General features: G+C 33.4%; 13 protein-coding genes and 2 pseudogenes. 7 read left to right on the top strand and 8 right to left on the bottom strand.

The annotated features are described in order from the left end of the window. The first annotated feature begins 4 nt into the window (after positions 1-4). Genes cobM through GFS03_RS02070 form a run of 5 tightly spaced genes read left to right on the top strand, consistent with a single transcriptional unit; the run spans position 5 to position 3,348 of the window. Positions 5-793: a precorrin-4 C(11)-methyltransferase gene (gene cobM / locus GFS03_RS02090; protein ID WP_153422281.1), complete on the top strand. Its 789-nt coding sequence runs from the start codon at positions 5-7 to the stop codon at positions 791-793. A gap of 2 nt (positions 794-795) precedes the next feature. Further along, the gene (gene cbiG / locus GFS03_RS02085; protein WP_153422280.1) at positions 796-1,785 is read left to right on the top strand and encodes a cobalt-precorrin 5A hydrolase; all 990 of its coding nucleotides are present in this window, start codon (positions 796-798) and stop codon (positions 1,783-1,785) included. After that, the gene (locus tag GFS03_RS02080; protein ID WP_153422279.1) at positions 1,772-2,455 is read left to right on the top strand and encodes a cobalt-precorrin-7 (C(5))-methyltransferase; all 684 of its coding nucleotides are present in this window, start codon (positions 1,772-1,774) and stop codon (positions 2,453-2,455) included. Before cbiG ends, GFS03_RS02080 begins: the two co-directional genes overlap by 14 nt. A gap of 50 nt (positions 2,456-2,505) precedes the next feature. Then, positions 2,506-2,910, top strand: coding sequence for an acyl-CoA thioesterase (locus GFS03_RS02075; RefSeq protein WP_153422278.1), 405 nt, complete (start codon positions 2,506-2,508; stop codon positions 2,908-2,910). 48 nt (positions 2,911-2,958) lie between these two features. Beyond that, positions 2,959-3,348 (top strand): HEPN domain-containing protein, encoded by a 390-nt coding sequence (locus GFS03_RS02070; RefSeq protein ID WP_153422277.1) that lies wholly within the window; start codon positions 2,959-2,961, stop codon positions 3,346-3,348. A 15-nt stretch (positions 3,349-3,363) separates the two neighbouring features. Here GFS03_RS02070 and GFS03_RS02065 read toward each other — a convergent pair. Together GFS03_RS02065 and GFS03_RS02060 are read right to left on the bottom strand one after the other, a co-directional pair. Beyond that, positions 3,364-4,549: pseudogene (locus tag GFS03_RS02065) on the bottom strand (amino acid permease); the annotation flags it as partial. Positions 4,550-4,733: 184 nt separating this feature from the next. Then, a pseudogene (locus GFS03_RS02060) lies at positions 4,734-5,039 on the bottom strand (amino acid permease); the annotation flags it as partial. 235 nt (positions 5,040-5,274) lie between these two features. Here GFS03_RS02060 and GFS03_RS02055 point away from each other — a divergent pair. Next, positions 5,275-6,942: a protein kinase domain-containing protein gene (locus GFS03_RS02055; protein ID WP_153422276.1), complete on the top strand. Its 1,668-nt coding sequence runs from the start codon at positions 5,275-5,277 to the stop codon at positions 6,940-6,942. Here GFS03_RS02055 and GFS03_RS02050 read toward each other — a convergent pair. Both GFS03_RS02050 and GFS03_RS02045 read right to left on the bottom strand, forming a co-directional pair. Beyond that, entirely contained in the window at positions 6,934-7,677 is a 744-nt protein-coding gene (locus GFS03_RS02050) for an exodeoxyribonuclease III (protein ID WP_153422275.1), read from the bottom strand. The genes GFS03_RS02055 and GFS03_RS02050 overlap by 9 nt on opposite strands. A gap of 10 nt (positions 7,678-7,687) precedes the next feature. Further along, positions 7,688-8,467 carry an SDR family oxidoreductase gene (locus GFS03_RS02045; RefSeq protein WP_153422274.1) on the bottom strand — a complete coding sequence of 260 codons (780 nt, stop codon included), beginning with the start codon at positions 8,465-8,467 and terminating at the stop codon, positions 7,688-7,690. Between the two features lie 53 nt (positions 8,468-8,520). On the opposite strand from GFS03_RS02045, the gene GFS03_RS02040 reads away from it, so the two are divergent. Next, positions 8,521-9,609 (top strand): MFS transporter, encoded by a 1,089-nt coding sequence (locus GFS03_RS02040; protein WP_181443790.1) that lies wholly within the window; start codon positions 8,521-8,523, stop codon positions 9,607-9,609. Here GFS03_RS02040 and GFS03_RS02035 read toward each other — a convergent pair. Genes GFS03_RS02035 through GFS03_RS02020 form a run of 4 tightly spaced genes read right to left on the bottom strand, consistent with a single transcriptional unit; the run spans position 9,570 to position 13,859 of the window. Beyond that, positions 9,570-10,523, bottom strand: a complete 954-nt coding sequence (locus GFS03_RS02035; RefSeq protein WP_153422272.1) for an acyl-CoA thioesterase — start codon at positions 10,521-10,523, stop codon at positions 9,570-9,572. The two genes, GFS03_RS02040 and GFS03_RS02035, sit on opposite strands and share 40 nt — an antisense overlap. Then, on the bottom strand, positions 10,501-10,890 hold the full coding sequence (locus GFS03_RS02030) for a hypothetical protein (RefSeq protein WP_153422271.1): 390 nt from the start codon (positions 10,888-10,890) through the stop codon (positions 10,501-10,503). Before GFS03_RS02030 ends, GFS03_RS02035 begins: the two co-directional genes overlap by 23 nt. Before the next feature lie 24 nt (positions 10,891-10,914). After that, positions 10,915-12,744 carry an ATP-binding protein gene (locus GFS03_RS02025; RefSeq protein WP_153422270.1) on the bottom strand — a complete coding sequence of 610 codons (1,830 nt, stop codon included), beginning with the start codon at positions 12,742-12,744 and terminating at the stop codon, positions 10,915-10,917. Beyond that, a complete protein-coding gene (locus GFS03_RS02020; RefSeq protein ID WP_153422269.1) occupies positions 12,741-13,859 on the bottom strand; it encodes a DNA double-strand break repair nuclease NurA in 1,119 nt (372 codons plus the stop codon). The genes GFS03_RS02025 and GFS03_RS02020 overlap by 4 nt, the downstream gene beginning before the upstream one ends. Positions 13,860-13,918: the final 59 nt, after the last annotated feature.

The following is a 13,918-nucleotide window of genomic DNA, read 5'->3' as shown; positions in this document are numbered from 1 at the left end:
TATAATGGTAGGAAAAGTAGTTTTCATAGGGTCTGGTCCAGGAGATCCGGAACTAATTACAGTGAAGGCTAAGAAGTATATAGAAACTGCTGATGTAATAGTCTATGCGGGTTCCCTTGTAAATCCACAAATATTGAAATGGTCCCGAAAAGATGCTGAAATATACGATAGTTCATCGCTTACTTTAAATGAGATAGTAGAAATAATGGTCAAAAAAGCAAGTGAGGGAAAACTGGTTGCTAGACTCAAATCCGGGGACTCATCAATTTATGGAGCGTTATTTGAAGAGATGTGGGCATTAGAAGCTGCTGGGATCCCATTTGAAGTTATACCAGGTATTACAGCAGCAATAGCTGCAGCTTCTGTAATACCGATTGAATTAACGGTCCCTAAGCTTTCCCAAACTGTTATTATAACAAGAGCCTCATTAAGAGTCCCAATGCAAGGTTCTATAAAAGATTTTGCCAAAATGGTAAAGATCGGAGCTACTATGGTAATCTATACTGGAATACATATCATTGATAGAGTTGTTAACGATCTAAAGGAAGCAGGATTAACTGATGATACTCCAGTAATAGTGGTTTATCGTGCAACTTGGCCTGAGCAAAAGATAATCAAAGGGACTTTAGCTGATATCGTAAGTAAGGTTAGAGAAGCTAAGATATATAGGGATTCAGTGATAATAGTAGGACTTGCTGCAGACCCACAGCATATCAAGAATATGGTGAGATCTAGTGTATATGATCCTAAGCATAATCATTCATATAGGCCTTGGAAAGTAGAGGAAGATTAATAATGATAGAAAACTTATGGCGAGGAATTGCCATAATCTCAGCTTCTGAAGATGGTTTTAATGCAGGTGAGATAATTAAGGAAAAGCTGAAAAATTTTGAGATACCTGTGGTACATTTTAAGTATAAAGATGCAAATGTCGAAACAGTATGGAGATGTTACGATGCAATTATATTTGTAATGGCACTAGAAGGAGCCACAAGAATTATTTGTAAATACGCAAAATCTAAGACTGAAGATCCTGCAATAATATGTATTGACGATAAGATAAATTACGTTATACCCCTTCTTGGTGGACATTGGGGTGCTAATGATGTCGCAAGAGACTTATCTATAATCTTAAACTCTACACCAATAATAACTACAGCAGCTGAATTAAAAGGCAAGTTAAGTGTTGAAAGAATAGCGAACATTCTTGTTGCTAAAATATTAAATCCAGAAAATATTGTCAAGATAAACGCAGCATTACTGAGAGATGAGTATGTTTGCTTAGATGGTGTTGATATTAACGTTAAATTCCCTGACAATATTAAGGTAAATAGTGAGGAGTGTAATTACATAATATCGTTGAATAACAATAAGGAGTATAAGGATAAGATAGTTGTATGGCTTAAGCCGTTAAAGATATCCATAGGTATAGGGTCTAAAAAGGACGTAAAATTAGATGAGATTAAAAATGGAGTATTCAATGTGTTAGAAAGGCTCAATCTGAAAAGAGAGAGGATTGGCATTATTGCGTCTATTCGAGAAGAAGTCAAGAAAATAGCTGATGAATTTAACGTTAAATTTAGATTAGTAAATGAAGAGGAGATAAACAGTTTTACAAATCCATGTCTTACTCCTCCGAGTAAAACCCTTACTCAAGTTGGTTTAAAAGGAGTAGCTGAAATTTCGGCCCTAATAGCTGGCGGAAGTAACTCAAAACTAATATTGAGGAAAATTGCAATAAGTAGAAATTCCACTATTGCAGTAGCAACTTATGAAGGTGAGTGAAATTCCAGTTTACATAATTGGAGTCGGTCCCGGTGATCCCGAATACATAACATTAAAGGGATATAAGGCTATAAAGGATAGCTCAATAGTTGCTGGATGGGAATCAGTTTTAGAAAGATTTCGGCCAATATTGGAAGGCAAACGAACGGTAGTATTAACTTATAAAAAAGAGAGAGAAACACTAGAAGAGATTATTGAAATGGGAAAAACTGAGAATGTTGCAATACTTGATCATGGAGATCCTTCTGTATCCGACTGGCAATTCGTAGAAAAAATAAAGAATATAGCCGCAAGTAAAGATGTCAAAGTACACATAATCTCTGGAGTATCATCTCTAAATATTGCACTTTCTAGACTAGGTCTTGACATAAGTTTTATCGGTTTTGTAACCTTACATGTAAGGGGAGACATATCGAAATCCTTGAATGATCTTCTTAACATATTGAAAATGGGCCGTGTAGCTGTGGTAATACCAGAACCTTATAAAGATGGACCACAAAAAATAGCTAAATTCCTTTATGATAATAATTTAAACTGTAGAATAGTGATCTTTGAGAAACTTAGTTATGATGATGAAAGAAGAAGGGATTATGATGACTTAGTTTCGTTATTGAACGAAAACTATGAATTCAGTGATCTTACAATAGTTGCTATATTTCCTAAATCATGATTACGTTTTTGAGTAAAAAGATAAAAACCATAATAAATAACGCATAGAGTATGGAGAATATAGAATACGTTTTTGAAGACGTAGTTAGAATCTATGATACTGACGCGCAAGGTATAGCACACTATGCTGCATATTATAGATTTTTTACCAATACTATAGAAAAATTTGTTAGAGAAAAAGTTGGAATACCATATCCTATAGTCAATGAAAATTTGTGGTTTGTTATATTGGAATCCCATGCAGTTTATCATAAACCAGTTAAGTTAGGGGATAAGCTTACTATTTTATTGAGCCAAAAAATCTTAACTAGCAAAACAATAAGGTTTGACTTTAGGATTTTAAGGGATGGAGAACTGACAACTGAAGGATACGTAATACAGATAGCAATTAATCCAAAAATTTGGAAATCAACTGAGATGCCAAAGGAAATTATTGATAAAATGTCCATAAAGTAAAGGTTAAGTGTAAAGAAAATTAAAAAGCGTAATTTAATTGTTAATATTATGAACCTAGAACCATTATTGCAAAAAGCAAATGAACTTTTACGTGCATCAAAATTTAATTTTAATTCAGGCTTTTATGAAATAGCAGCTATTGCTGCCGAAGAGTCCCTATACTTGATATTAAATGCGACCTTAATCAAGTTAGGAGCTGACATACCGTGGTATCTTGATTTTGATGCGCTTTTTAGAGTAATATCAAGATATTCGAATAATGATAGACTTGCAGAAATTAGAATTAAAGAAAGGGATAGCATCAGATTGTTAGATGAGATCAAAATTAGGTTAGGATATTCAATACCCTTAGAGCTTGATGGAAAAGATGTTGAGAAATTGATAATGTTTTCTGAGAAAATATTTGACCTACTCTGGAGGAATTTCTTTAAAGGTTAATGATAGATCTATTCCTTACTTGGAATTAATGTACTTCATTATACTCCATATTATTATGCCGGATACGAAAGACCCTAGCACAAATGACAAAGTAATAATATTAACACCAGTTGTTGTTGAGAAACCGAATAGGGGATTTGTTGCAGCTTCATAGGTCAGATATATGAAATAGATCGTCATTAGAATACCTGCAATCCTCATTAACTTACTTTTACTCTTTTGCCCAAATGTTATGGCTGAAATACCTACTGCTAGGAAATATAACATTCCAACTATAGACGCACCATATAGTGATACGGTGCATCTATTGAAAATACTGGAATTAAGAGGAATAGTAGCGTTAGTGTTATGTCTAAGATGTGAGCGTAAACTGGAGATCCATGTGCGTTAAGTTGCGAGAATTTTTCAGGTAATACTCTATCAAACGATAAGGCAAATACGTATCTTGAAAATACTAGGACGCCATATGATAAGACGAAGTAATTCCAGAGTATTAACCCAAGTCCCAATATCCATTGTATTATTGGATTTAAGGATAACGCCATAGCTACTGTCCAAAAGTTATAAATTACAGATGGATAAGCATTTAAATTAAAGTAATACCCCACAACAACATCCATTTCAAGAAATCCTAATGTTACTAAAATTCCAGTAATTAATAGAGAGAAGAACACATTAAATTTAGAGACTCTGTCTCCTCTAAACTCAGAAGCTACAGCGGGACCTGCGTTCATCCAAGGATACGTATAGAGAGCAAATAGAGGTAAAAGAGAAAGTGTAGCTGGTAATGATATTGAGTAAGGTAATATGGTCTTAGGCAAGTTTGACGGCACAGTTACATTAAAGTCTTTAAGTAGAGGTAATACAGAGGAATTAAAATGATTACTGTTGATTGCAATTACGATCATTGCAATTATTACAGTAAGGATCGAGAAAATCCCCAGGCTTGTTACTAACTTATATCCCCATTTAGAGTGCAGAATATTTATAAGTACTATTATTCCAAATGCAAGTGCTGAAATAACATAGAATACTAACCTTTGCTGAAGTGTTGGGTTAGAATAAGGATTAACTATTATATTTTCTGCTAATAAATTAATGTATTTTGATGATTAAGATAGCCAATTGTTAGTAATACAGAGTTGATTGACGATGCTGAGAAGAATGAGATGATAGCATAAAATGCAGTGGATTCCAAAAGTAGTACTTTACGTAAATTTACCTCAAATTCCTTAAACCTTAAATATTAACATAGATTCTCTTCAAGAAGATTTAAGTAATCGTAAATAGTCTAAGCATATACAGTATAAATACACCTTAAATTCTACATTGAAAAAACTAAACATTATCTACTATGCGTCATTTTCAGGAAGCTACTACAAAAAATATGCTACTGCGAAAATTGTGCCAATTGTCCCACCTAGACTCCTTGAAATCCATACGTAATCCCCACCAGTTCTACCAATTTTCCTATTGAATATGGTATAAACTAGCGCTTGGGATAACGCTAAAAACATACCTATCAATGATGCTATCCATAGTACTCCACCTTGTGTTATGTATGGAGATATGGATTGGAACAAGGCTATGCCTATTGACATGTTAGCTAAATTGAGCATTACCGCATCAGTAAGGGATACTTGCTTTATGAGGCCAGAAGTTTCCCTTACAAAGACCTGCTTTCTTTCGATATTACCACTCTTAACTTTCGATTAATAAATTTTACTTAGACACAAAAATTTAAAGGGAAATATGTTGCGTTAATTTTTACTTGGACAAATAAATATACCATTACCATTATGAACCTAAAGAATAATAAGACCTAATCATCTGATGGAAAATAATTATTTGGAATATTTCATTCCTGTCAATTTCATTCAAGGACGATAATAAGGATTTTTAACTTATAGCTCATACACGAAAATAATGAGACGAGGGATAAAAGGAAATGAAGTAAGATTCGTCCTTGCTAGATATGGCATATTGGTCTCTACTATCATTCCCGTTCTTGGATATATATTATATGGGATAGCCTTAGGCTCACTTTCTTCAATTGGATATTCTACATTAGCTGGAATACTTTATACATTTACGTTATACTCTCCTTTTATATTGAAGCCTTCTTTATTACCACTTTCTGCAATATCTTATTTATTAGGTTCTATATTCCTTTATAAGGCTTATAAATACAAGACGCTAAAAAAATATGGAATTTTAGCCATTACGTTATCTACATCTTATATCATATTGTATGCATGTGATCTCTTTCTAGTAGAATTGATTCCAAAATTTCTAATGAACTGGGTTTTAATAGGATTCTATGAACTAGGTAATATTGCACAATTATTAGTGTGGAGGGTAAACCCAAGGACAGTCTTAATAAAAGTCTATGGCTTGCCAGATAATTTAAAGTGGCACATTAACATTGAGGGACAAAAATACACTTTCTCAGGATCTCAAGCGAAAGTAAAAGTCAACAAGGAGAACCCCAGTTTCTATGTTGATAATGTTTTAGAAGGATATAGTACATATATACCCAAGCCGAGAAGTGGAATTATAAGTAATAATTTATTAGAAATTTATTTCACAAAGATTAATAAGATACCAGATATTAGCAATTGGGATCCAAAATTATGGATAGGAAACAAGATAAATGATTATGAAGTTATTGATTTAATAGCCATAGGCGGAAGCTCGTACGTGTTAAAAGTCAGAAGGGGAAATACATTATATGCGATGAAAATCCCGAAGATTGGCAAAAGCGTTCCTGGACAGACTAGGAGTGATGCTAATAATGTAATATTTTATCTTAGTAAAGAATTCATAAATTTACAAGAGATTGGAAGCAAGACCCAAAACGTAGTACAATTATTTGTGATTAGTGAAATAGATATTAGCAATATAATGAAAATGGAGAAAGGGGATAGTTATCTTTACCTCACTAGACCGCCTTATATAGTAATGGAATTAATGGAGGGCGGTAATGCTCTACAATTTATAAATATAAGGAAAAGTAAATATTGGTATAAAATAGTAGCTATAATAATTAAAGATGTTGCAAAGGCATTAGATGTTATTCATTCATCTGGTTATGTTCATTTAGATATAAAGCCACAAAATATCTATTTCAGTAAATTTCCTGGTAATGAAGAGAAAGAAATACTTAGTAACTTAATTACTGGTAAAGTTATAGTCAAATTAGGAGACTTAGGATCAGCTAGAAGAATAGGTGAAAGTGTAACTGAATTTACAGAATTCTATTGCCCTATTGATCAAATAGAAGCTGCAATGCTAAAGAATAAAGGGGCATTACCTAGTATGGATGTATTTGCCTTAGGCGCAACTGGCTATAAGCTTCTATTCGATAGCTACGTATATCCTAAAGAGTATTATGAGATAATAGAAAAAGCAATAGAAGAATTTCAAATGGGCAGAGGAAATTACTTAAATTATCTAAAACTCGCTAGGCAGTACATTATACTGCCTAAAATAAATAATATACCATCATGGTTAGTTAACCTTTTGTATGATATGTTATTACAAAGAACTAACGCTAGAACCATCTATACTACTATAGAATATAACTTACACTAGTTCTAAGATAATAGGTGCATGATCTGAACCTTGCACATCTATCAAAATATCAGCCGCTTTTATTCTGTCTTTTAAGTCTTCCGATACTATACAATAATCTAATCTTAGTCCCAAATTCTTTTCTCTAGCATTTCCAATATAGCTCCACCAACTGTATTTTCTATCATTTGGATGTAGATATCTAAAAGTATCTATAAAACCTAAAGAGAGAAAATGAGAGAACCAAGCTCTCTCTTGTGGTGTAAGTCCGGGAATTGTTGGATCAGAAAAAGCCCCATCAATGCTCTGATGTGCAATGTTGAAATCTCCACAAAGTATCACCGGTTTAACTTTTCTTAATTTAAGAACAAAGTTCTCAATTTCATTATTAAATCTGAGTTTAAAATCAAGCCTTTGTAAGTTATCTCCGGCCCTAGGAAAATACGCATTAACTACATAGAAGTCCTTTAATTCCAAAGTAATCGTTCTCCCTTCATCATCGAATTCCTTAATTTGGAGACCTTTAATCACATTTATGGGTTTTATCTTAGTTAATGTCATTACCCCACTATATCCTTTTCTCTTAGCTGGAAATGAAATTACTTCATAACCCATCATAATAAAATCAAGGGGAACTATATCACCTCTAGTTTCTTGAAACATTACAATTTCGAACATATTATTTTCTATGAAATCCAATAAATTCTTCTTTAAAGCTGATCGTATACCATTAATATTCCAACTAACTATCCTCACATCTAGAAGATTATAACGAATGAGTTAAATTATCTATTCTCCCTCCATCGGCAACTATGACTTGCCCAGTAATATATCTAGCTTCATTACTCGCTAAGAACAATACGATATTTGCTATATCATCTGGCTTTCCAGTAGTTTTTAGAACTGTCTTATTCCTGAATAACTCCTTCAATTTCTCAGCCTCTTCTTGGCTTTTTCCAGACAATGTCATATCTGTTTCTACCCAACCTGGTGCTACAGCGTTAACTCTTATCCCATATTTTCCTAACTCGAAGGCTAGTCTTCTTGTAAGAATTATAACGCCTGCTTTGGTTATTGCGTAAAATGTAGTACCTTCAGCTGCAGTTCCAATACCCGCATTTGAAGCTATATTAACTATTGCACCATTTTTTGATACCTTTAATAAGGGAAGAAACTCATAAGTGATATATATCACACCGTTTAAATTAATTCTTAACATCTTGTTATATTTCTCCTCATCAAACTCCTCAAATGACATCAAAAGCATTACTCCCGCGTTATTAACTATTACATTAACCTTCCCAAATTCCTTCTCAACTAACCTTTTAGCCTCTTTAACTTCTTCTCTGTTTCCTATATCACATTTTATTGTGAAAACTCCTTTTTCTTTTAGTTTTTTAGCTTCATTCTCAGCAGAATTATAAAGGACTAATGGCAATCCACCCTCTCTTAAAAACGCTTCCGTAATTGCCCTTCCGATCCCTCTAGTACCTCCAGTTATAAGGATAACTTTATCTTTAAACCTCATATGATAAGACATTACCATATCTCTTATTAACGTTTTGCTTCACAAGTTCAGATATTGTGATTAGAAAGTATATGGGACAATACTTTATCATAACAAGCTTCACAATGATAGGCCTACTATTCCCAGTAGAGTTTTACAGCGAGACTAAATCACTGATCTTACTGGGTGTAGTTACAGGGATCTATAATGCGTTAAATGCATTAGGATCCTACGTATGGGGTTATCTAATCGATAAGACGAGGTTGAGAAAGGAGTATGCAGTGGTGCTCTCGTTATTTGGCATAGCTATTGGCCTAATATATCACTATAATAAATTAATAGCTTATGAACTAAGCGGATTCGTTTCAGCATTAGATGGCCCTATATACTCTGCAATATTGCTTGAAACCACCCCACAAGAAAAGTTAGTTTTAGAAAATACTAGATTATCGCAAATTTCATTAGCTGGAAACGTTACGGGCAGTTTACTTTCCGCTTTTTATCATAATGATTACCTCATCCTTATATTCTTCTCAGTTTCCCTTATCTTCAACGTAATTCATATTCCTAAATATGATGGAGGGATTAATTACGATGCGGTTGATAGAAACAAATTGCTTAGAATTTTATTCATTCCACTTGTTTCTTATTTCTGGTTTAATATGGCAGCTGAAATATTCTATACCTTATTCGTGCCATTAAACTATTTAATGTTGAATCCATCTTACATTATATTCCTCAGTTATACTTTCCTTTATTTAATAGAAGAGGTGATTTACAGCAAAGGAATTAGTGTGGTTAAAGGAAGGGAAGAATACTTTATGCTGTTAGTGACGTTTGCCAGATCATTGATAGTTTTATCATTAGTTTACATAATTCTTATGGGATTGAAAATATATGAAGGGACAATGTTATTGTTCTTAGTTTTTGGTCCTCTATTTCCAATATATAACATCTCTTTCTTCACACTGTTAATAAAGGGATTGAAGAGAAATAAGGCAACTATTATTGGAATATTCAACGTTAGTAAAGATATAGCAAATGTTGTTGGAGGATTTTTATCGGGTTCTTCTAACAATATAGTATCTGGGTATCAAATTTCATTCTATTCCTTTGCACTTTCGTTATTCCTACTATATATTTATTTACGCAAACCTCTACGTACTAGTGCTTCTTCATAAAGTCTTTTTTCTCTTTCCGTAACGGGTATATATGCTGGCATTTTAATGGGTTTCCCTTCTTTATCAACTCTGACATACGTAAAATAAGCAGTGGTTACGTGTTCCTTTTTACCATTTACATCTTCTCTAATTACGTTAATGAGAATATCAGCGGAGGTATTGCCTACATAAATGAGCCCCCCTCTTATTGTTACAATATCGTTAAGTCTTATGGGAGAGTAAAACGCTAATCCCTTTACTGCTACTGTAACTACGGCGTTAAAATTATCATAAAGACCCTTGCTACTATAGTTTATATAATTTAAGCAGATTATCCCTCCAAGATCATCCATAAGTTTCAGTAATTTACCTGCCGACATTATTCTTCCATCATATGTTAACTCTGGCGATACGTGAACCACATTACTTATCCTATACCTTAATCCATCAGTAATATCCTCTACATAAAACCTCATATTCTGTCTATTTAGTATTTTAGATAGCCTATTCTCTCTTCTTCTTTTAGCCTCATCCATTTTCTTCCTATCATCACCAGTTTCTGCTATGATCTTTACGTTAACTAGAGCAGGTCTTAACAAATCATCAACTTTGACATATGTAGCGTAAGCTGAAACTACCTCTTCATCTCTATCAAATGCACTGATTTCTACTTCAAGCGAAGTATTACCCACATATACCGTTTCAGCCCTCACTTTGACTATATCACCTAATTTAACTGGTTTTTTGAATACTACATCGTCAAGTGAGGCTAAAACAGTAGTACCCATCGCAACCTTCGTAGCAGACAACATCCCAGCCTCCACCAGAAAGAACAGCATATCACCCCCATGTAGTCTATTTAAAAAATTGGATTGTTCATAATGGATAAATCTAAATGTTTCAACAGCAGTATCAGAGATTTTCAAGTATGACATGATTAATCATATCAGCTATCTTGTCAAAACTTTTATCTCTTTTTGCGTATTCTAAGGCTATATCCCTTAGTTGCCTTAAAATTCCTTTCCAATCAAGGTTGTTTATAAGATTATCGGGGAGTTGTGAGTAGTCCATTCTTTTCTCATATGCTGACATATAAGGTAAATACTCATCTTCAGCTATTCTCATAATTGCTACGCCATTCCTATCTAGTATATATTCATAAATCCCTGATTTCCATAACGTTATAGAAAAATCGTCCGAGGGTGGTAAGTATTTCCTAATAGTTTTCAAAAATTCTATAACAACTTCCTTCTCTTTCTTTCTCTTTAACATATTTACAAGATCTTCTAAGTTTGACTCCACTAGTTTAACTTATAACGATAGTATTTATGTTTTAGACAAATCGTAATGACCTAACGGAGGAGGTACCGCAGTTTTTATCTTAATTTTACCTTCTCTAAGCCAAGGCGTAAGCAAATAGGCTACACCATTTCTCTCCCAGTTTAATATTTTAGCCTCAGTCTTAGATAGACCTAGAGTTTCAGCTACTTCTGACTTAATTCTAAATATAATCTTAGTATTTGCTAACTGTATAATTATATCACTTAAGTCATTAGGATTGTGAGTAGCAAATACGAAACCGATTTTCCTCCTCCTACCCAATCTCATCATGGTAGCTATTTTGCCAGCTACTCTTCTAATATAGTTAGTATCCTCCTCACCTCCTTTAGACGATGGAAAAAACCTATGAGCTTCATCAATAATTATCACGTTTCTTCCTTTAACGTTTCCACTTCGCATTTGCCTTTCTCTAAATTCAAATAAGCGGTCTAGGAAATAATATGTTAAGATTTTCTGAGAGAAATCATCAAGCTCACTATTGTATAGATCAAAAACTAGTGTTGATGATAAAGAGTCTTTAAGAATCTTGCTTAATGGAAACCTCTCTACACCCACATCAAAAAGTTGGGTTTCCTTGAGCAAATATAAACCTCTAACAATGTTTTCCCTTGTGCTTCTATGAATTTCAACGCCTTCCAGGCTATTCTCGTTAAATAAATCTATTAAATCTTCTAGCTTTTTGATATCTTTCCCCTTTTTTCTTATCATAATTTTTATAAAATGTGACGCTTGCTCAGTGAAATAAGGATTGAGCCTATGTAAAATTGTCTTAACATCTCTAAATCTAAAATAAAATGGATAAATTGTAACTTGAGATGTCCATTCTGCATTGGAAATAATAATCTTATTGTTTATTATGGAAGTATATAAGGAAATACCCTTATTACTCAAATAGTTGAGAATTGGTTTCACAAACATATCTAAGTATACTTTCGCTATTGATCCAGCGGATTTAGCACCACCAAGATACTTTTTTACCCATGATTTACTGATGGGATAAATAATGTCGAGATTGATACCCTTAACTATTGCGCTATAAAGTTGATTAAATTCCTCTACGCCCCTCATAACCATCTTATCAGATTTGTCAGGAGGAAGGAAAATATGATAGTAATCACCAGTCGCATCAAGGATAAAGATCTTACTACCTTCTTCATTAATTACATTAAGTCCAGCTATTAAATCTTTTATGAAAGAAGTTTTGCCTGCTCCCGTGGTGCCTAATATAAGCATGTGGAAATTCAGATCATCAAGACTTGTACTTACTCTAACCTTACTATACGCAATATCTAAAAATCCTAATCTCAATAAACCTCTAGTAGTACCCAAAGATCTCTCTATAACTTCCGGCTTAGGAATTATCACGGGAGATTGTGGTTCTAATATAATATCCGCAGCATCTGGCTCAGAAGAAGAAAGGAAATCTACCTTAGTAAGCATTTCGCATTTTAGAGTAACATTAGTTATTAATGATCCAGGTTCATCATCACTTAATCCTATATTATTCAATACATTGGAATCCCCACTAAATAAAGAAGATGCGTCGCTTCTTTCATAACCTATAACTCTTAACAAAACAAAGTACAGTGTCTTTATATCTATAGCTCCTAAAAAGATACCTATCTTACCTAGAAAAGGATACTTATAGTAAGTTTGAGGATCTATAGTTACGTTAACTAAATTGTTTTCCTCATCAATTCTGCTAGGTACATACCTAGATACTTTTCCTACCAAATCACCTAACGTTATGGCTAGTGCTCTTGCCTTAGATATCTTATCTTTTATATCGTTGTATAGCGAAACATCTGAGCTCAAATTCTCACCTGCTCAATCTTGCTGTAAAAACTAGCCTGTAATCCCATTGTCTCTAATGAGGTCATAACAATCTTTAATATGGCGTTTGTTATCTCCTTTGCAGTTCTATCGGCGATTGCGAGAACAAATGGGATACCGTCTTTAGTAAACTTTAATGAAGATAATTGATCTATAACTCTAGAATCATTATTTAGACTCTCTACCCTCAATACAGCAAATTTATAAACGTAAGGATGAAGAGGATAAATCAGATAATTAACGTAGACTGGTGTGCTACCTATATTTCTTAGTATTGGACCTAAAGATATTGGAGAATAAGGAGGTGATAAATTAGCTTTGATTAAATCAAGTATAAACGATTCATCACTGAAATATCTCCTTGGATCAATTCTAAATTTTTCCACAAATTTAGAGGATAATTTGTAGAGACTAGAAATTAACAATCGGCTTTTATCTAACCTTTTAACAATACCTATCACATTCCTTCCCCTTATAGCTTCTAAACGTAAATTCAATACATCATCTCTAACCTTATTTCTCAAGAAAATCAACGGGGGTATTAAGGGACCATCTAGCAAAATAGAACCCTCATTTGGTATTTTTTTAAGAGCCTCAGTTTCAAGAATAGTCCTTATTTCAGTCTCTATTTCTTCTGGCGAATTTACTGAAGTAAAGAAGGAACCGTCTAAAGATAAGGTTGTAACGTATTCGGAAGTGTAAAAGAAGGGTAATAAGGGACTTTGATGCGCTGAAGAGGCTAACGCCAAAAAGGGCTTTCTCAAATCCAATTCTGGATAACCAGAAATGGGAGGATATACTCCAAAAATAGGAGAAATATTTGATGAAACTACAACAGATGCAACGCTAATAATACCTTTAGATGAGATAAAACTTCTACTACTTCCATCTAACGAATAAATTAAAGATTGACCAGATTTAGCACTGACAACCCTAATAAACTCATTTAAAGGAGAAATCAAAATACCACTACTATCTTCCTCTCCAACTAGATTATCTACCCCAGCAGTTATACTGCTGTAAGAGGTTAAATAGTTCACAATATAATTTGAGATTATATCCTTTAGTAATACTTGAAGCTCTAACCTTTTAGCCATCTTTCATATCATATTTTATTATGGTAATATTTAAATATGAGGTAATACTCAAAGAAGAT

Source organism: Sulfolobus sp. E5-1-F (genome assembly GCF_009601705.1).
GTDB lineage: Archaea > Thermoproteota > Thermoprotei_A > Sulfolobales > Sulfolobaceae > Saccharolobus.
Note: the sequence above shows the minus strand (reverse complement) of the source record. Positions and strands in the feature narration are given on the sequence as shown.

Excerpts from the sequence above, each read along its gene's own strand:
- cobM (WP_153422281.1), top strand. The coding sequence starts at position 5 with ATGGTAGGAAAAGTAGTTTTCATAGGGTCTGGTCCAGGAGATCCGGAA.
- cbiG (WP_153422280.1), top strand. The coding sequence starts at position 796 with ATGATAGAAAACTTATGGCGAGGAATTGCCATAATCTCAGCTTCTGAA.
- GFS03_RS02075 (WP_153422278.1), top strand. The coding sequence starts at position 2,506 with ATGGAGAATATAGAATACGTTTTTGAAGACGTAGTTAGAATCTATGAT.
- GFS03_RS02080 (WP_153422279.1), top strand. The coding sequence starts at position 1,772 with ATGAAGGTGAGTGAAATTCCAGTTTACATAATTGGAGTCGGTCCCGGT.
- GFS03_RS02045 (WP_153422274.1), bottom strand. The coding sequence starts at position 8,467 with ATGGTAATGTCTTATCATATGAGGTTTAAAGATAAAGTTATCCTTATA.
- GFS03_RS02035 (WP_153422272.1), bottom strand. The coding sequence starts at position 10,523 with ATGTCATACTTGAAAATCTCTGATACTGCTGTTGAAACATTTAGATTT.
- GFS03_RS02055 (WP_153422276.1), top strand. The coding sequence starts at position 5,275 with ATGAGACGAGGGATAAAAGGAAATGAAGTAAGATTCGTCCTTGCTAGA.
- GFS03_RS02020 (WP_153422269.1), bottom strand. The coding sequence starts at position 13,859 with ATGGCTAAAAGGTTAGAGCTTCAAGTATTACTAAAGGATATAATCTCA.
- GFS03_RS02070 (WP_153422277.1), top strand. The coding sequence starts at position 2,959 with ATGAACCTAGAACCATTATTGCAAAAAGCAAATGAACTTTTACGTGCA.
- GFS03_RS02040 (WP_181443790.1), top strand. The coding sequence starts at position 8,521 with ATGGGACAATACTTTATCATAACAAGCTTCACAATGATAGGCCTACTA.